The 17284-nt window shown below is 73.7% G+C and carries 19 protein-coding genes and 1 tRNA gene; 19 read left to right on the top strand and 1 reads right to left on the bottom strand.

From position 1 onward, the window contains the following. The first annotated feature begins 190 nt into the window (after nucleotides 1–190). The 17 genes from eno to ACSNN7_RS20335 all read left to right on the top strand — a co-directional run bounded on the left by eno (nucleotide 191) and on the right by ACSNN7_RS20335 (nucleotide 14223). The gene (gene eno, locus ACSNN7_RS20415) at nucleotides 191–1474 is read left to right on the top strand and encodes a phosphopyruvate hydratase (RefSeq protein ID WP_436682499.1); all 1284 of its coding nucleotides are present in this window, start codon (nucleotides 191–193) and stop codon (nucleotides 1472–1474) included. Between the two features lie 31 nt (nucleotides 1475–1505). Then, entirely contained in the window at nucleotides 1506–2126 is a 621-nt protein-coding gene (locus ACSNN7_RS20410) for an FtsB family cell division protein (protein ID WP_436682498.1), read from the top strand. A 34-nt stretch (nucleotides 2127–2160) separates the two neighbouring features. Then, nucleotides 2161–2718, top strand: coding sequence for a DUF501 domain-containing protein (locus ACSNN7_RS20405; protein ID WP_436682497.1), 558 nt, complete (start codon nucleotides 2161–2163; stop codon nucleotides 2716–2718). Between the two features lies 1 nt (nucleotide 2719). After that, entirely contained in the window at nucleotides 2720–3232 is a 513-nt protein-coding gene (locus ACSNN7_RS20400; protein ID WP_436682496.1) for an amino-acid N-acetyltransferase, read from the top strand. 65 nt (nucleotides 3233–3297) lie between these two features. After that, nucleotides 3298–4227, top strand: coding sequence for a Ppx/GppA phosphatase family protein (locus ACSNN7_RS20395; protein WP_436682517.1), 930 nt, complete (start codon nucleotides 3298–3300; stop codon nucleotides 4225–4227). 145 nt (nucleotides 4228–4372) lie between these two features. Next, nucleotides 4373–4690 carry a hypothetical protein gene (locus ACSNN7_RS20390; protein WP_436682494.1) on the top strand — a complete coding sequence of 106 codons (318 nt, stop codon included), beginning with the start codon at nucleotides 4373–4375 and terminating at the stop codon, nucleotides 4688–4690. Between the two features lie 86 nt (nucleotides 4691–4776). Further along, nucleotides 4777–5109: a PadR family transcriptional regulator gene (locus ACSNN7_RS20385; protein WP_280837751.1), complete on the top strand. Its 333-nt coding sequence runs from the start codon at nucleotides 4777–4779 to the stop codon at nucleotides 5107–5109. Then, on the top strand, nucleotides 5106–6158 hold the full coding sequence (locus ACSNN7_RS20380; protein ID WP_436682493.1) for an HAAS signaling domain-containing protein: 1053 nt from the start codon (nucleotides 5106–5108) through the stop codon (nucleotides 6156–6158). Before ACSNN7_RS20385 ends, ACSNN7_RS20380 begins: the two co-directional genes overlap by 4 nt. A 107-nt stretch (nucleotides 6159–6265) precedes the next feature. Next, nucleotides 6266–6772, top strand: coding sequence for an LppU/SCO3897 family protein (locus tag ACSNN7_RS20375; RefSeq protein ID WP_436682491.1), 507 nt, complete (start codon nucleotides 6266–6268; stop codon nucleotides 6770–6772). Nucleotides 6773–6974: 202 nt separating this feature from the next. Beyond that, the gene (locus ACSNN7_RS20370; RefSeq protein ID WP_436682489.1) at nucleotides 6975–7661 is read left to right on the top strand and encodes a dienelactone hydrolase family protein; all 687 of its coding nucleotides are present in this window, start codon (nucleotides 6975–6977) and stop codon (nucleotides 7659–7661) included. Further along, nucleotides 7654–8394, top strand: a complete 741-nt coding sequence (locus tag ACSNN7_RS20365) for a uracil-DNA glycosylase (protein ID WP_436682487.1) — start codon at nucleotides 7654–7656, stop codon at nucleotides 8392–8394. The genes ACSNN7_RS20370 and ACSNN7_RS20365 overlap by 8 nt, the downstream gene beginning before the upstream one ends. A gap of 20 nt (nucleotides 8395–8414) precedes the next feature. After that, entirely contained in the window at nucleotides 8415–9158 is a 744-nt protein-coding gene (locus ACSNN7_RS20360; RefSeq protein WP_436682516.1) for a DUF4129 domain-containing protein, read from the top strand. 34 nt (nucleotides 9159–9192) lie between these two features. After that, nucleotides 9193–9780, top strand: coding sequence for a hypothetical protein (locus ACSNN7_RS20355; protein ID WP_436682485.1), 588 nt, complete (start codon nucleotides 9193–9195; stop codon nucleotides 9778–9780). Continuing rightward, nucleotides 9780–10790, top strand: a complete 1011-nt coding sequence (locus tag ACSNN7_RS20350) for an AAA family ATPase (protein ID WP_436682483.1) — start codon at nucleotides 9780–9782, stop codon at nucleotides 10788–10790. Before ACSNN7_RS20355 ends, ACSNN7_RS20350 begins: the two co-directional genes overlap by 1 nt. Continuing rightward, nucleotides 10787–12163: a DUF58 domain-containing protein gene (locus ACSNN7_RS20345; protein ID WP_436682514.1), complete on the top strand. Its 1377-nt coding sequence runs from the start codon at nucleotides 10787–10789 to the stop codon at nucleotides 12161–12163. Before ACSNN7_RS20350 ends, ACSNN7_RS20345 begins: the two co-directional genes overlap by 4 nt. A gap of 55 nt (nucleotides 12164–12218) precedes the next feature. Next, nucleotides 12219–12779: a hypothetical protein gene (locus ACSNN7_RS20340; protein ID WP_436682481.1), complete on the top strand. Its 561-nt coding sequence runs from the start codon at nucleotides 12219–12221 to the stop codon at nucleotides 12777–12779. A 103-nt stretch (nucleotides 12780–12882) separates the two neighbouring features. Further along, entirely contained in the window at nucleotides 12883–14223 is a 1341-nt protein-coding gene (locus ACSNN7_RS20335; RefSeq protein WP_436682479.1) for an NAD(P)/FAD-dependent oxidoreductase, read from the top strand. A gap of 63 nt (nucleotides 14224–14286) precedes the next feature. Here ACSNN7_RS20335 and ACSNN7_RS20330 read toward each other — a convergent pair whose 3' ends face one another. Next, complete coding sequence (locus tag ACSNN7_RS20330; RefSeq protein ID WP_436682478.1) at nucleotides 14287–16122, bottom strand: hypothetical protein; 1836 nt, start codon at nucleotides 16120–16122, stop codon at nucleotides 14287–14289. A 103-nt stretch (nucleotides 16123–16225) separates the two neighbouring features. Here ACSNN7_RS20330 and ACSNN7_RS20325 point away from each other — a divergent pair. Both ACSNN7_RS20325 and ACSNN7_RS20320 read left to right on the top strand, forming a co-directional pair. Further along, nucleotides 16226–16306 (top strand) — tRNA-Leu (locus tag ACSNN7_RS20325). Nucleotides 16307–16412: 106 nt separating this feature from the next. Next, nucleotides 16413–17234, top strand: a complete 822-nt coding sequence (locus ACSNN7_RS20320) for a Bax inhibitor-1/YccA family protein (RefSeq protein WP_436682477.1) — start codon at nucleotides 16413–16415, stop codon at nucleotides 17232–17234. The last annotated feature ends 50 nt before the right edge of the window (nucleotides 17235–17284 follow it).

Genomic DNA, 17284 nt, shown 5'->3' with positions numbered 1-17284 from the left:
TTGCCGGTTGAGGCCCGAGAATCCGGAATGTCCGTGTCACCCCTCGCGCCGGTGGCGATTCACGGCGCGGTGGGTACGGCGGGCGACGACGTGCGGCCGGGCGTCGCCCGATACGCTGCGTTCAACACCTGCCCCAGCCGCACCGTCGCGGCCCATACCGGATTCGCACACACGAACGAGGAGCGACTCAGTGGCAACCATCGAGGGAATCGTCGCCCGGGAGATTCTCGACTCGCGGGGCAACCCGACGGTCGAGGTCGAGGTCGGGCTCGACGACGGCACGATCGCCCGCGCCGCGGTGCCCTCCGGCGCCTCCACCGGCGCCTTCGAGGCGATCGAGCTGCGCGACGGTGACGCCGACCGCTACCAGGGCAAGGGCGTCGAGAACGCGGTCACCAACATCGAGGACAAGATCGTCGACCAGCTCATCGGCTACGAGGCCAGTGAGCAGCGGCTGATCGACCAGAAGATGCTCGACCTCGACGGCACCGACAACAAGGCCGAGCTGGGCGCCAACGCCATCCTGGGCGTCTCCCTGGCGGTGGCGAAGGCCGCCGCGGGCAGCGCCGAGCTGAGCCTCTTCCGCTACCTGGGTGGCCCGAACGCGCACCTGCTGCCGGTGCCGATGATGAACATCCTCAACGGCGGGGCGCACGCGGACTCCAACGTCGACGTCCAGGAGTTCATGATCGCGCCGATCGGCGCGCCCAGCTTCCGCGAGGCGCTGCGCTCCGGCGCCGAGGTCTACCACGCGCTCAAGTCGGTGCTGAAGAAGAAGGACCTGTCGACCGGCCTCGGTGACGAGGGCGGCTTCGCCCCGAACCTGCCGAGCAACGCCGCCGCGCTGGACCTGATCGCCGAGGCGGTGGAGAAGGCCGGCTACCGGCTCGGCACCGACATCGTCTTCGCCCTCGACGTCGCCGCCACCGAGTTCTTCGACAACGGCACCTACACCTTCGAGGGCAGCGCGAAGTCCGCCGAGGAGATGAGCAACTACTACACCAAGCTCATCGGCGACTACCCGATCGTCTCCATCGAGGACCCGCTGTCGGAGGACGACTGGACCGGCTGGGCGACCCTGACCGCCGCGGTCGGCGACCGGATCCAGATCGTCGGCGACGACCTCTTCGTGACCAACCCGCAGCGCATCGCCCGGGGCATCGCGGAGCGGGCCGCCAACGCGGTGCTGGTCAAGGTCAACCAGATCGGTTCGCTGACCGAGACGCTGGACGCGGTGGACCTGGCCCACCGGGCCGGCTTCAAGTGCATGATGAGCCACCGTTCCGGCGAGACCGAGGACACCACCATCGCCGACCTGGCGGTCGCCACCGGCTGCGGCCAGATCAAGACCGGTGCCCCGGCCCGCTCGGACCGGGTCGCCAAGTACAACCAGCTCCTGCGGATCGAGGAGGAGCTGGCCGACGCGGCGCGGTACGCGGGTGCGGGCGCGTTCCCGCGTTACCGTTCGGCCTGACGCGCGAAAGCCTCGGGGGAGGGGTGTGACGATGCAGCAGCGCCGCACACCGGGCGGTCAGCGCCCCGCCCGTCGACCGACCGGTCGGCCGGGCGGGGCCCGTGGCGCCCGGCCGACCGTGCGCGACGGCGGGGTCCGCGCCGAGCCGCGGACCGCCGCGGCCCGGGCGCGGGGCGCCGAGGGCGTACGCTCCGCGAGCCGTCCCGCCGCCCGTCGTACGGCGGCCGGCGGCACCATCAAGCGGCTCACCGCACCCCACCCCCGACGCTTCACCGGGCGGGCCACCGTGCTCTTCGCGGTGCTGATCGCGCTCGCCCTGGCGTACACCTATCCGGTCCGGGTCTACCTGGACCAGCAGGTGGACATCGAGCGGATGGAGGCGTCCCAGGCCGCCCAGCGGCAGCGCATCACCGACCTCTCGGCCGAGGCGGCGAAGTGGCAGGACAAGGAATACATCAAGATCCAGGCGCGGGAGCGGTTCTACATGGTCCCGCCGGGCGAGGTCCCGGTGATCGTGCTGAACGACCCGGAGGGCGCGGCGCGCGACGCCAACGCCGGCAAGCCGCCGGTCCCGCCGAAGACCCCGGACCCCTGGTACGACACGCTCTGGTCGAGCGTGCGGGCGGCGAACGGCGAGCGCCCCGAGAAGTGAGCACCACCCCAGCACCGAACGAGAGATGGGCACCGTGACTGTCGTACCACCGCAGGAGCCGGCGGCGGACTCCGTACCCCTGCCGCAGCGGGAACCGGCCACCGAGGTCGACCTGGCCGCGGTGGCCGCGCAGCTCGGACGTCCGCCGCGCGGTACCCGGGCGGTGGCCCACCGGTGCCCGTGCGGGCTGCCCGACGTGGTGGAGACGACGCCGCGGCTGGCCGACGGCACGCCCTTCCCGACGCTGTTCTACCTGACCTGCCCCCGGGCCACGGCGGCGTGCAGCCGGCTGGAGTCCGCGGGGCTGATGAAGGAGATGGCCGACCGGCTCGCCGAGGACCCGGAGCTGGCTGGCCGCTACCGGGCGGCGCACGAGGACTACCTCGCCCGGCGCGAGGCGATCGGCCAGGTGCCGGAGATCGCCGGCATCTCCGCCGGTGGGATGCCGGGCCGGGTGAAGTGCCTGCACGTGCACCTCGGGCACGCGCTCGGCGCCGGGCCGGGGGTAAACCCGTTCGGCGACGAGACGCTGGCGCTGGTGGAGAAGTGGTGGGCGGCGGGGCCGTGCGTGGACGTGCCGGCGGCGGAGTGACGTGAGCGCCGCCGACGAGATCGTCGTACGCCGGGCGCGTACCGGGGACGTGCGTGGCATCCGGCGGCTGGTCGACACCTACACCGACGACCGGCGGCTGCTGAGCAAGGCGACCGTCACCCTCTACGAGGACGTGCAGGAGTTCCGGGTCGCGGTGACCGGTGACGGCGCCGTGGTCGGCTGCGGCGCGCTGCACGTGATGTGGGAGGACCTGGCCGAGATCCGCACGGTGGCGGTGGACCCGGTGTGCCGGGGCCGGAAGATCGGTCACCGGATCGTGGGCGAGCTGATCGACGCCGCCCGGGAGCTGGGCGTCGCGCGGATCTTCGTGCTCACCTTCGAGACCCGCTTCTTCGGCTCGTTCGGCTTCACCGAGATCGACGGGGCACCCGTGCCGCAGCCGGTCTACGAGCAACTGCTCCGCTCGTACGACGAGGGTGTCGCGGAGTTCCTGGACCTGGAGCGGGTCAAGCCGAACACCCTGGGCAACACCCGGATGCTGCTGCGGCTGTAGACATGCCGTCGGGCCGGCGGTTACCGGTGGCGGGCTGCCGTAGGGTTGCTGCCGTGACGACGCGTGTGGCCGCCATCGACTGCGGGACCAACTCCATCCGCCTGCTGGTCGCCGACCTGCCCGACCCGTCGGCCGGTGCGCAGGCGCCGCTGGTCGACCTGACCCGTCGGATGGAGATCGTCCGGCTCGGTCAGGGCGTCGACAAGACGGGCCGGCTGGCCCCGGAGGCGATCGAGCGGACCCGGGTGGCGCTGGCCGGCTACGCCGCCGAGATCGAGAAGCTGGGCGCCGAGCGGGTGCGGATGTGCGCCACCTCCGCCTCCCGGGACGCCTCCAACGCCGACGAATTCCGGGCGATGGTCGAGCAGACCCTCGGCGTCGCGCCCGAGGTGGTCACCGGCGACGAGGAGGCCCGGCTCTCCTTCACCGGCGCGGTGCGGGGGCTGCCCGCCGACGCGAAGTCGCCGTACCTGGTCGTCGACATCGGGGGTGGCTCGACGGAGTTCGTCGTCGGCACCCGCGAGGGCGGGGTGCAGGCGGCGATCTCGATGGACATCGGCTGCGTCCGGATGACCGAGCGGCACCTGCACGGCGACCCGCCCACCCTGGACGAGATCGCCGCCGCGCAGGCCGACATCGCGGTCGCCGTGGACCGCGCGCTGGCGGCCGTCCCCGGCCGCGAGGCGGCCACCCTGGTCGGCCTGGCCGGGTCGGTCACCACCGTCGTCGCCATCGCCCAGGGCCTGACCGAGTACGACCCGACGCGCATCCACCATGCCCGGGTGTCGTACGAGCAGGTGGCCGACGTGACCGCCGACCTGCTGGCCAAGACCCGTGAGCAGCGGCTGGCCATCCCGGTGATGCACCCGGGCCGGGCCGACGTGATCGGCGCGGGCGCGCTGGTCCTCCGCGTGATCATGGAGCGGGCCGGGATGCCCTCGGTGGTCGCCTCCGAGCACGACATCCTCGACGGCATCTGCTACAGCATGCTCTAGCAAGCCGGCCCCGGGCAGCGTTGGCGTGCCGGTTGCGGGGCCACGACGTGACGAGTGGCAGGGCGTTATCCTCTGCTCGCCAGGGGCCCTGACGGGCCCCTTACCCCTTTCTGGGGTGACAGGCCGTTTAAACGGAAGGGATCGTATGGGGTATTGGGTCGCCGTTGACGCCGACGCGGTCAGCGGTAAGCCGATCGATCTGGTGAAAGGTGACGCTGCCGGGGGTCGGCTGGCCGACGCCGACCTGTCTCCGGGCATGATGGCAAGCCAGATCGGGCCCCGCGTAACGGTCAGCGTGTACGCCGAGACTGCCGAGGTGGCCGAGGCCGTCAGCGTTGCTGTCCCGGCCGTGCTGGAGGCTTTCGCCTTCGCTGGGGAGCCGCTGGAGTTCCAAGGCGTCACGGTGCAGACCGAGGCCGAATGGGAGCGGATCAACTTCCCCGAGGGCGTGCCACACCCCTGAGGGTTCCACCGACGCCGCGCCTTCCGCCGCGCCACGCGCTAGCGTGTCGTTGACGGTACTTCGCACTGCACAGTAGTGTGCGAAGCGTGGACACCACACAACTGCTCAAGGGTGTGCTCGATCTGGCCGTGCTCGCCGTCCTCCGGGACGAAGACGGTTACGGGTACGACATCCTGCGCCGGCTCCGCGAGGCCGGCCTCGACGAGGTCGGCGACGCCTCGGTCTACGGCACGCTGCGCCGGCTCTTCGGCGCCGGCCTGCTCACCACGTACGTGGTGCCCAGCGAGTCGGGGCCGCACCGCAAGTACTACGCGCTCAACGCCGCCGGCCGTGACCAGCTCACCCGCTCCGGCAAGACCTGGCGCTCGTTCGCCACCACCATGGACACGCTGCTCGACGATCGGGGGATGGCGGCATGACCGTCACTGGGCAGGAGATCACGGACTACGTGGAGCGGGTCCGGGCCGCGCTGGCCGACCTGTCGCCGGAGGCCCGCGACGAGTTGACCGAGGACCTGCCGGAGCACCTCGCCGAGGTCGCCGCCGAGGACGGCGGCTCATTGGTGGAGCGGCTGGGCGAGCCGGAGGCGTACGCGGCCGAGCTGCGGGCCGCGGCGGGCGCGGGCGGGCCCACCGGCCGCCGGCCCGGCCTGGAACAGCGGGTCGGCGCCGTCGCGGGCCGGGTCCGCGCCCGGCTCTCCGGCCTGGACACCCGGCTGGGCCCCCTGCTCGGGTACGCCTCGGCGAGCGAGTTCCTTCGCCTGCTCCGCCCGGCCTGGTGGGTGCTGCGCGGCTACCTCGCGGCGGCGCTGCTCTCGGCGATGTCCGGCGGCGGCGATTTCACCCTGCTGCCGCGCCCCTTCGCCAGCGGGTTCGCCGGGCTCCTGCTGCTGGTCGTCTGCGTGCTGGCCTCGATCTGGCTCGGCCGCAACGCGCACGGGTTGCGGCGCTGGCCGCGTCGGCTCACCCACGTCGGCGCGGTGGTGCTGGTGCTCTTCGGGCTCGTCCTGGTCGCGAACGTCGACGAGCGGTCGCAGTGGGGCGGCGACTACGGCTACGACCCGATCTCGGTGCGGAACCCGTACGACGAGGTGCAGGACGTCTTCGTCTACGACAGCGAGGGGCGGCTGGTGGAGAACGCCCGGCTCTTCGACCAGAACGGCACCCCGATCCGGCTCGGCTGGCCCGCCTGCACCGACCCGGCCCTGCCCGACGTCAACCCGATGCAGCGCGGCTACCCGTACTGCCCGGCCGACGCGCCGTTCCGTCCCCGCCCGCCGGCCCCGGTGCCGGCCCCGCCCGGCACCGTTCCGACGACCGCCGTGCCCTCGGCCGGCGTGACGCCGACCGCTCCCGCGCCGACCGGTGCCGCTCCCGCGCCGACGGTGAGCGCCCCGCCGCCGGCCACGGGCGCGCCCGCTCCCACCGTGACCGCGCCGGCCGCGCCGACGCCCGTCCAGACCGGGTGAGGATCCATGCCGGGAAATGGCTGAACGGCTGAGGGGAACGGGACAGCGCATTTCGATCTTGGTGGCTACGGTGTCGTCTGCTCGTCCACCCCTCGGAAGGATCCTCAGTGTCAGAGCAGGTAGCACCGCCTCCCGCGCCCCAGGTCGCGCAGCCGGAGCCGGCCGCGCAGCCCGACGCGACCGCGCCGGCCGCCCCGGCGGCGTCCCCGGTCGAGCCGGCGGCGAAAAGGTCCGGCGGCCGGGCGCTGGCCGTCATCGGCGCGGTGGGCGTGTTCCTGGTCGTCGCCGGCCTCAAGTTCGGCCTCGGCACGGCCATCGGCACCTTCTTCAACACCGATGAGACGGCCGAGGCCAAGGCCGGGGACTGCATCGCCGAGCTGCCCACGGTCACCGGGACCGAACAGCGCTCGGTCAGCGGCGCCGAGGTGGTGAAGTGCACCTCGGCCGAGGCCGTCTACGCGGTGGTCGGCCGGGTGGAGGACCAGACGGAGGCGCAGGCGAAGACCGGCCAGGCGTGCGAGCCGTACCTCAAGCCGGACCAGGACGGCTACCTCTTCTACAACATCGCCCCGGGCGGCAAGGGCTACCTGCTCTGCCTCACCAAAAAGGCCTGACCGGCCTCGGCACCACCGTCGTACGGCGGCGCGGGAAGTCACCCGCGCCGCCGTCGTCGTACGCGGGTTCACCATGCGGTGAACGGGAGGTATATGCCACTGTTCTCGCGTCTTCCCGGCGCGCTCACGGCGTGGCAGGCTACCGGCACGTAGGACCACTGGGCGACCAGCCAACGATGACTGACCGCTAGGAGGACGGCCGATGGGCGAGATGGTGAGCTACGCCGGCAACGGTGGGACGAGCGAGGGGTATCTCGCGATACCCTCCAGCGGTGCGGCCAGCCCCGCGGTCATCGTCATCCAGGACTGGTGGGGCCTGGTGCCCCACATCCGCTCGGTCGCGGACCGCTTCGCCGAGGCCGGCTTCGTCGCCCTCGCCCCGGACTTCCGGCACGGCCAGCCGGCCAGCAAGCCGAGTGAGCCCCGGCAGATGCTGAACAGCGTGCAGATGGACGAGGCGGCGGCCGACATCGCCGTCGCGGCGGACTACCTGGCCGGGCGTCCCGAGGTCACCGGCAAGGTCGGCTGCGCCGGGTTCTGCGCCGGCGCCAGCCTGGCCCTCTGGGCGGCCACCCGCTCCGAGCGGATCGTCGCCACCGCCGCCTTCTACCCGCGGCTGCCGTGGGAGGCGATGCGTTCCGAGTGGACGGACTACGCGGGCAAGGCGGCCGTCATCCACTGCTCCGAGGCGGACGGCCTCTCCGCCGCCGACGGCGTACAGACCGCCCGCCGGGCGATCGAGACCGCCGGCGGGACCTGCCAGACCTACGACTACCCGGGCACCGCGCACGCGTTCTTCAACGAGGACCGGCCGGAGAACTTCGACCAGCGCGCCGCCGCCACCGCCTGGGCCCGCACCCTGGAACTCTTCCGGGCCAAGCTTGGCTGAGCCCCGTACCCCCGCAGAGGTGGTCGCCCGCGCCGCGCGGGCGACCGACCTGGCCGACCTCGACGGCGCGATCAGCAACTGCTTCGCCTGCCCGCGCCTGGTCGCCTGGCGGGAGGAGGTCGCCCGGACGAAGCGGGCGGCCTTCCGTGACCAGCACTACTGGGGCCGGCCGGTGCCCGGCTTCGGCACGGCGGACGCCCGGATCGGCATCCTCGGGCTGGCCCCGGCCGCGCACGGGGGCAACCGCACCGGCCGGATCTTCACCGGAGACCGCTCCGGCGATGTGCTCTTCGCCGCCCTGCACCGCGCCGGCCTGGCCAACCAGCCGACCAGCGTCTCCGCCGACGACGGGCTCGCCCTGGCCCACACCCGGATCTTCGCCGGCGTGCGCTGCGCGCCGCCGGACAACAAGCCCACCCCGGCGGAGCGGGACACCTGCGCGCCGTGGCTGCACCGCGAGGTCGCGCTGATCCGGCCCACCCTGCGCGTCGTGGTCGCGCTCGGTGCCTTCGCCTGGGCGGCGTGGTGGCCGGTGCTGCGCGACGTGTACGGCGTCCGCCCGCCCAGCCCGCGACCGGTCTTCGGCCATGGGGCACACTGGTCCGGGACTGCCGCCCCCGAGCTGCTCGGTTGCTACCACGTCAGCCAGCAGAACACCTTCACGGGACGGCTGACACCAGGAATGCTGGACGACGTGTTCGCCCGGGCGAAACAGCTCGCCGGGGTGGACTGAGGCTGCGTGGGGCGGTGGCGATGGACCTCGGCGTACTGCGCAGGTGGTGGCCCGTCCTCGCGGTGACCCTCCTGCTCGCCGCCGCTGCGCTGGCCGCCGGGCACTCCTCGATCGGCGCGAGCCGCATCCCGCCCGCCGCCAAGCAGATCCCCTACGTCCCGGACTACCCCTCCGCCGCGCCGGCCGCCTCGATCCCGGTCGAGCCGCGCTCCGGTGCCGAGCGGACCCAGGCGGACATTCCGCAGTGGATCGCGACCGCGGCGATCGTCCTGCTGGGCCTGGCCATGCTGGCCGCGCTCGGCTACCTGGCCTGGACGCTGATCCGAGGCGCCCTGCGCCGCACCACCCGGGCCGTCCCCGCCGCCCGCGCCCGGCGCACCGCCGAGGGCACCGCCCGCGAGGTGGTCGCCGCCCTCGACGCCGGTCTGGTCGAGCTGGACGACGCGGACACCGACCCGCGCACCGCCGTGATCGCCTGCTGGGTACGCCTGGAGGAGGCCGCCACCGAGGCCGGTGTGCCCCGGCGTACCGGGGACACCCCGACCGACCTGGTCACCCGGTTGCTGCGGGGCGACCCGGCCGCCGGGGTGCCCGCCATCGCCGGCGCCGACGTGCTGGACGGGTTCGCCCACGTCTACCGCGAGGCCCGCTACGCCACCCACACCGTCGACGCCCGGATGCGTGACCAGGCCCGGGCGGCGCTGCGGCGGATGCGCGGCGAACTCGCCACCCTCGCCACCGCGGCCGAGGAGGCGCCGGCGTGACCGCGCGACCCGTCGAGCCCCGGGCGGTGCGGTCGTGAGCGAACGGACCGGCCTCGACGACCTGCTCAGCTTCGAGGAGGAGCCGCCCCCGCACGCCGGTCGGCAGCGCGGCGGGCGGGGCCGGGCGGTGCTGCGTACCGTCGCGGTCGCCGCCGCCGTCACCGCGGTGGTCCTCGCCGTCCTGCGTGCGATCGGCCTGCAGCTCCCGATCTGGATCGTGGTGGCCGGCGTGCTGGCGGTGCTCACCGTCCGCCGGGTCACCGCCGGCCTCGCCCCGCCGCCCCCGCCCCGCGCCGGCGGGCGCGCCCCCGCCGGTGAGGAGCCCGGCACCTGGAACTGGGGCTCGCAGGACGCCCTGCGGGCCGCCATCAACGGATGGGAACAGCCGCTGGACTGGTCCTCCGGCAACCGGCAGCGGTTCACCGAGCGGATCCTCCCGCGCCTGGGCGAACTGGCCGACGAGCGGCTGCGCCAGCGGCACGGCGTGACCCGCGAGTCCGACCCGGCCCGCGCCCGCACGCTGCTCGGGGAGCCGCTGTGGACGTTCCTCGACACCCCCTCCCGCCGCCCCCCGTCGCCGCGCGACCTCGCGGCGATCGTCGCCGAACTGGAGAAGATCTGATGAACGACGTGGATCGCAAAAGCATCCCCGCCACGGAGGTCGGCCACCTGGCCCAGGCGGTGCTGGACGCGGTCGGTCAGGTCGTGGTCGGCAAGCGGGAGTCCCTGGAACTGGTCCTCGCCGGCATCCTGGCCGGTGGGCACGTGCTGCTCGAGGACCTGCCCGGGCTGGGCAAGACGCTGACCGCGCGGTCCTTCGCGCAGGCCCTCGGCCTGGACTTCCGCCGCCTCCAGTTCACCCCCGACCTGCTGCCGGCCGACGTCACCGGCTCCTTCCTCTACGACCAGCGCAGCGGTGACTTCTCCTTCCGCGCCGGCCCGCTCTTCACCAACCTGCTGCTCGCCGACGAGATCAACCGGACGCCGCCGAAGACCCAGTCGGCGCTGCTGGAGGCGATGCAGGAGAAGCAGGTCTCCGTCGAGGGCGTCACCTACCGGCTGGACGAGCCGTTCCACGTGCTCGCCACCGCCAACCCGATCGAGTACGAGGGGACGTACCCGCTGCCCGAGGCGCAGCTGGACCGGTTCCTACTGCGGGTGTCGTTCGGCTACCCGCAGCGCGAGGAGGAGTGGGACGTGCTGCGCCGGCGGATGGCCCGCCGCCGCGAGGAGGCCGAGATCAAACCGGTGGTGGACGCCGCCACGCTGCGCGCCATGCAGGCCGCGCTGGAGGACGTGGTGGTGGAGGACTCCGTCGGCCGGTACATCGTCGACCTCACCGCGGCCACCCGCGAGCACCCGTCGGTGCTGGTCGGCGCCTCTCCGCGCGGCTCGCTGGCGCTGCTGCTGCTCGCCCGGGTCCGGGCGGTCTTCGCCGGCCGCGACTACGTGGTGCCGGAGGACGTCAAGGAGGTGGCCGCGCCGGCGCTCGCGCACCGGATCACGTTGCGGCCGGAGATGTGGCTGCGCCGGGTCGATCCGTCCTTCGTGGTGGGTGAGGTGCTGGAGCAGACCCCCGCCCCGGCCAGCGGCGCGCTGCCCAGCTACGCGGCCGGCCGGTCGGGGCGCTGACGGCCGTGCCCACCGAGGAAGGGCCGGAGCCGGCGGCGGGCTGGACGCCCACCTGGGCGCTGGGCCGGGCGGTGCTGCTCACCGGCACGCTGCTGATCGCCGCCGTGCTGCTCGGCCGGGTCGACCTGGTCGTGCTCGCCGCGCCGTTCGCGCTCGGCACCGCGTACGCGCTGCGCCGCCGGCCCACCGCCGCGCCGCAGCTGGAGATCTTCGCCGACGACGCGCACCTGGTCGAGGGGGGCGCGCTGGCCGGCACGGTCAGCGTCGGCAATCCGGACACCGTCTCGTACGACGTGGCGGTGGTGCGCGCCCGCGTCTCGCCGTGGCTGCGCGTCGAACGGGTCGGCTTCGGCGGGGCCGGGGTGGACGTGCGCCGCTCCGGAGCGGACCGCCCCTTCGTCACGTCGATCCCGACCGGCCGGGCGGTCGACCTGGAGCTGTCCGGCACCGCGCTGCGCTGGGGGCGGCATCCGATCGGGCCGGCCGGTGCGCGGGTCGCCGCCGCCGACGGGCTGCTGGTCTCCCGGGCGGTGATCACCGACCCGGTGCGGCTGCGGGTCTATCCGGAGACCGAGCCGTTCGAGGCGGTGGAGGCGATGCCTCGGGCGGCCGGGCTGGTCGGCGCGCACCACTCGCGCCGCCCCGGCGAGGGCGGTGAGCTGGCCGGCGTACGCGTCTTCGGGCCGGGCGACCGGCTGCGCCGCATCGACTGGCGGGTCTCGCTGCGGGCCCGGCAGCTGCACGTGGCGGCCACCCTGTCCGACCGGGACGCGGAGGTGGTGGTCCTGCTCGACGTGCTCGCCGAGGCGGGCCGCTCCGGCGGGGTGAAGGGCGCGGCGTCCGTGTTGGACACCACCGTCCGGGCCTCCGCCGCGATCGCCGAGCACTACCTGCACCGGGGCGACCGGGTGGCGATGCTGGAGTACGGGCCGGCGGCCCGCCGGCTGCGCCCCGCCACCGGCCGCCGGCAGTACCTGACGGTGCTGGAGTGGCTGCTCGACGTGCGGGCCGAGGCCTCCCCGCACGAGCCGTACGACCAGGTCTTCGGGCCGCAGGTGCTCTCCGCCGACGCGCTGGTGGTGGTGCTCACCCCGCTGCTGGACGAGCGCTCCGCGCAGATGCTGGCCCGGCTGGCCCGGGGCGGCCGGTTCGTGGTCGCGGTGGACACCCTGCCCGCCGATCTCAGCCCGCCCGGCGAGCGGGGCTGGGCGCCGGTGGCGTACCGGCTGTGGCGGCTGGACCGGGACACGATGATCGCCCAGCTGCGCGAACACGGCGTGCCGGTGGTGCGCTGGGCCGGCGCGGGCAGCCTCGACCAGGTGCTGCGCGACGTGGCCCGCCTGGCCACCGCCCCACGGGTCGGCGCCCGGTGAGCGCGAGGAACGCAGCGCAGCGGAGTCCCGCAGTCGCGAACGAAGGCTGGCACCGATGAACGCGGTCACGGAACGGGTCCGGGCGGTGCGCGCGGCGGTCAACCGGGTGAGCCTGGTGCCGCTGCTGGTGCGCGCCGGCATCTTCCTCACGGTGCTGGTCGGGCTGCTGCTGGCGTACCCGGTCGAGATGTTCAGCGCGCGGGCGCTGCTGGCACTGACGGTGGTGGCGGTGCTGCCGGCGGTGGCCCCGCGCCGAGGGTGGCCGACCTTCGCCGCCCTGGTCACGGTGGGTGGCTGGGTGATCGCCTCCGCCGGGTACGACCGGCCGATCGCGCTCTGGCGGCTGCTCGCCGTGGCCGCCGCCCTCTACCTGGCGCACACCCTCTGCGCGCTCGCCGCGGTGCTGCCCTACGACGGGGTGGTCGACCCGGACCTGGTGCTGCGCTGGCTCACCCGGGCCGGCGCGGTGATGCTCGCCACGGCCGTGGTCGGGGTGATCCTCGCCTGGCTGGGCGGGATCGGTGGCAGTGCCGGGTTTCAGGCGGCGACGGTGGCAGGACTGCTGGTGGCGGTGGGGCTGACCGGGCTGCTGGGCTGGCTGCTGCGTCGCGGATAGCGGGACGGCTCCGGGACGTTGCGCAGGTCACAGGGGTTGTGCTCCGTCACAGAAGGGGGTCTCGGACGGGATTACCTGAGCAGCCCGGGGAAAGATAGATGACGTGAATCCGAAGCGGATCCTTGTCGTGGGTGCCGGGCACGTCGGCCTGTACGCCGCTCTGCGCCTGTCCAAGAAGCTGAGCTCCCGTGAGGCCGAGGTCGTCGTCGTCGACCCGCAGCCGCACATGACCTACCAGCCGTTCCTCCCCGAGGCGGCGGCCGGCAACATCTCGCCCCGGCACTCCGTGGTGCCGCTGCGGCGCGAGTTGCGCCGGTGCAAGGTCGTGGCGGGCGCGGTGACGCGGATCGACCACGACCGGAAGACCGCGGTGGTGCAGCCGATCAGCGGCCCCACCCGGGAGATCGAGTACGACCACGTCGTGCTGGCTCCCGGCTCGGTCTCCCGGACGCTGCCGATCCCGGGCCTGCACGAGCACGGCATCGGGTTCAAGACCATCGGCGAGGCCATCTACCTGCGCAACCACGTGTTGGACCGGCTCGACGTGGCGGCCGCCACGCCCGACCCCGACGTCCGCCGCTCGGCGCTCACCTTCACCTTCGTCGGCGGCGGTTACGCCGGCATCGAGGCGCTGGCCGAGATGGAGGACATGGCCCGGGACGCGCTGCGGTACTACCCGGAGCTCAAGCCCGAGGACATGCGCTGGGTGCTGGTCGAGGCGACCCAGCGGGTGCTGCCCGAGGTGGACCGGGACATGGGTGCCTACACGGTCCAGCAGCTGCTCAAGCGCAACATGGACATCCGCCTGGACACCCGGCTGGAGTCCTGCGTCGACGGTGTGGTCAAGCTCTCCGACGGCGACACCTTCCGCTCCGACACCATCGTGTGGACGGCCGGCGTGAAGCCCTCGCCGATGCTCGACGCGACCGACTTCCCGCGTGACGAGCGGCGGCGGGTCACCTGCCTGCCGACGCTGCAGATCGTCGACGGCGACGAGGTCGTCGAGGGCGCCTGGAGCGCCGGCGACTGCGCCGCCGTGCCGGACCTGACCAAGGAGCCGGGCAACTACTGCTCGCCGAGCGCGCAGCACGCGGTGCGTCAGGCGGCCCGGATGGCCGACAACATCGCGAACGTGATCCGTGGTCGCGAGCCGGTCGACTACAAGCACAAGCACGCGGGCAGCGTGGCCAGCCTCGGCCTGCACAAGGGCGTCGCCCAGGTGTACGGCGTGAAGATGACCGGCTGGCCGGCCTGGTTCATGCACCGCACGTACCACATGAGCCGGATCCCGTCGTTCAACCGCAAGGTCCGGGTCGTGGTCGACTGGTCGCTGGCGTTCTTCCTCAAGCGTGAGGTGGTCGCCCTGGGTCAGCTGCACGACCCGCGCGAGGAGTTCGCCGAGGCGTCCCAGCCGGTCGGTGCGGGCGTCGGCCGCCCGGTCTGACCCCACTCGCGACGAAGGGCCCCTCCCGTGCCGGGAGGGGCCCTTCGCCGTGGTCGGGGCGGTTCAGACCCGCCAGGTCCAGGCGTCGGCGATCCGGGTGCCCGGGCCGTAGAGCTGCACCAGCGTGCGGCGCAGGCTCTCCGCGTGCGGGGCGTCGTCGGTGACCGCCACGCAGTCCGCACCCCAGAAGTCGGCGTCCGCCCGGGCCTGCCGCCGCTGCTCCTCGCCGATCACCGGCTCGTCGCCCCGCCGGGCCACGTCGGCCAGCAGCGCCGAGGTGGGCTGCTTGTAGGTGCCCATCGCGGCGGTACCGTCCCGGCCGTACGGGCCGATGAAGAAGCCCTCCGGGATGCCGAACGCCGCGTCGGCCGCCGCCGCCCAGCGCATCGGCCAGGGCTCCTTGGGGGTGGCGGCCGGCACCGGCACCAGCACTCCGCCGGGGCGTACGCACTCCCGCCAGTGCCCGCCGGTGATGAACTCGGGCAGCGGGGGACGCTCGGCCGTCGGCAGGGGAGCGGGGAAGACCGAGAGCAGGGCCGCTCCCACCGCGGCCGGGACCAGCAGCCGCACCCGGCCCGGCCGGCGCAGTGCCCGGTCGACCGCGAGTACCAGCACGGTCCCGGCCAGCGGCAGCACCGGCAGCCCGAACCGCATCGGCAGCGCGCCGTCGATCACCGGCAGGCCGGCGAGCAGCGCGTACGGCCCGGGCACGGCGCTGCGGTCGCCGTCGTGCACCACCTCGGGACCGAGCGACAGCGCGCCCATCACCAGCGCGCCGGCGAGGCAGGCGATCACCAGGGGCCGGCGGCCCAGCCAGAGCGCGCAGCCGGCGGCGACCAGCAGCAGCGGCAGGCCGAGGAAGGTGTTGTACTCGGCCGGGCCGGTGGTCAGCCGGGCCGAGGAGTCGCTGCCCACCACCGACAGCGGGGAGATGGTCCACCAGCTGCGCAGGTCGGCGGAGAAGTAGTGCGGGCTGAACATGCCGTCGGCCACGCCCTGCGGCCCGGCGAACTGGAACCACAGCGGGTAGCCGAGGACGAGCAGGGCCAGCCCGGCGGCGAGCATCAGTCCGCCCGCGAAGCCGGGCAGCGCCCGGCGCAGCAGCTCGCGGTCGGTCACCGCGTACGCGACGGTCATCACCAGCAGGGTGAGCGCGGTGAGGAAGAGCACCTCCTCGCCGACGAAGATCTGCACGGTGACCGCGGCGGCCAGCCCCACCGCCGAGGTGACCAGCCGGCGCCGGTCCGGCGGGTCCAGCGACGTGGCTCCGGGGTCGGCCGCGCGCAGCAGCCGCACGACCAGCCAGACGATCACCGGGACCAGCCACTGCGCGGTCATGTGCAGGTGGCTGTTGGACTGGGAGACCATGCCGGGCCCGAAGCCGCAGAGGCCGGCGCCGAGCGCGGCGGCGAGCCGGCGGGCGCGCAGCGTACGGGTGAAGAGCAGGTACCAGGCGACGGCGGTGCCGGCGAGGTTCACCCCGGCCAGCAGGGCGAAGGTGACCGGCGCGCCGAAGAGCAGGGTGACCGGCGCGCAGAGCACGCCGAGCGCGATGACCGTGGTATTGGTCATCAGGTTCACCCCGTCCGGGCTGTTGAGCCGGTCGGTGAGCAGGCCGAAGTCGCCGAGCAGGGCCCGCGAGTCGACCGCCAGGAACCATTCGTAGAGGGTCTGGTCCTCCGGGTTGAGCGCCAGCACCCGGCCGGTCGGGTCGGGCCACAGGCCGTTGGTGAGCCAGCCGGCGAGCAGCACGAACGCGAGGCCGACCAGCAGGTCGGTGCGGTGCCGGACGACGGTGGCCCGCCAGCGGTCGGCGCGGGTCCCGGGCGCGGCCGGCTCGGCGAGGCCGAGAGCCAGGTCGGGGTCGGCGTCGGACGCCGTACGGGCTGCGCTGGTCACGGGCTCGACCCTAGTGCGGCACCCGTCACGGGGTACGCCGGGTCGCCGGTGAACGGTTACGGTGACACTGCACCGCCCGCGTGTCGACGCGCCGGTGCCGCCCGCCCGGGTGGTGGAACGGCAGACACGGCCGCCTTAAAAGCGGCTGCCGAAAGGCGTGCGGGTTCGACCCCCGCCCCGGGCACTCTCAGCCATCCCTCAGCCGCCGCACGGGCGCGCAGTTCGCCGGATGCGTCTACTCTGGTAGGGCACGTCGTGCGTGCGATGACCCCCTGAGGGAGGCCTGAGAAGTGAAGACCTCGAACCCGGTGCTGGCCCGGCTCGGCCAGGCGGCCGAGCGGGAGCGTTCCGCCGGGTACGCCCCGCCCGGGCAGTACGGCCACGCAGAGCCCGGCATTCCCCCGCAGTACCCGGGCCAGCCCGGTTACCCGGTGGCCCCGGCCGCCGGCACCATGTCCATCGACGACGTGGTCGTCAAGACCGTCGCGCTGCTGGGCATCCTCGGCGTCTCCGCCGCGGCCGCCTGGGTGCTGGTCCCGGACGCGCTCCTCGGCCCGGCGTGGATCGGCGCCGCGATGGTCGGCCTGGTGCTCGGCCTGATCATCTCGTTCTCCCGGATGGCGAACCCGGCGCTGGTCGTCGCGTACGCCGTCGTGGAGGGCGCCTTCGTCGGCCTGGTCAGCAAGGCCTACGAGACGGCCTTCGAAGGCATCGTGCTCCAGGCCGTGGTGGCCACCTTCGGTGTCTTCTTCGTGATGGCCATGCTCTACAAGGCGAAGGTCATCCGGGCGACCCCGAAGTTCGTCAAGGGCATGATCGCCGTGATGGCCGGCCTCTTCGCCGTCATGCTGATCAACTTCGTGCTGGCGGTCTTCCTCGACGTCAACACCGGCCTGCGCGACGGCAGCCCGCTGGCCATCGGCTTCAGCCTGGTCTGCATCGTGGTCGCCTCGCTGAGCTTCGTGCTCAGCTTCAAGGAGGTCGAGGACGGCGTCGCGATGGGGCTGCCCCAGCGCTACTCCTGGACGGCCGCGTTCGGCATCGTGGTCAGCCTGGTCTGGCTCTACCTGGAGCTGCTCCGGCTGATCAGCTACTTCCAGGGCGACGACTGATCGTCGCAGCCCCCTCGGCGCCCGCCACCGCGACCCGCGGCGGGGGGGGG

This window comes from Micromonospora sp. URMC 105 (genome assembly GCF_051386295.1).
GTDB lineage: Bacteria > Actinomycetota > Actinomycetes > Mycobacteriales > Micromonosporaceae > Micromonospora.
The sequence above is the reverse complement of the archived record's forward strand: the minus strand, read 5'-3'. Positions and strand labels throughout refer to the sequence as shown.

Coding starts and splice junctions, on each gene's coding strand:
- ACSNN7_RS20360 (WP_436682516.1), top strand. CDS start 8,415: ATGGACCTCGGCGTACTGCGCAGGTGGTGGCCCGTCCTCGCGGTGACC.
- ACSNN7_RS20350 (WP_436682483.1), top strand. CDS start 9,780: ATGAACGACGTGGATCGCAAAAGCATCCCCGCCACGGAGGTCGGCCAC.
- ACSNN7_RS20370 (WP_436682489.1), top strand. CDS start 6,975: ATGGGCGAGATGGTGAGCTACGCCGGCAACGGTGGGACGAGCGAGGGG.
- ACSNN7_RS20390 (WP_436682494.1), top strand. CDS start 4,373: ATGGGGTATTGGGTCGCCGTTGACGCCGACGCGGTCAGCGGTAAGCCG.
- ACSNN7_RS20410 (WP_436682498.1), top strand. CDS start 1,506: ATGCAGCAGCGCCGCACACCGGGCGGTCAGCGCCCCGCCCGTCGACCG.
- ACSNN7_RS20380 (WP_436682493.1), top strand. CDS start 5,106: ATGACCGTCACTGGGCAGGAGATCACGGACTACGTGGAGCGGGTCCGG.
- ACSNN7_RS20340 (WP_436682481.1), top strand. CDS start 12,219: ATGAACGCGGTCACGGAACGGGTCCGGGCGGTGCGCGCGGCGGTCAAC.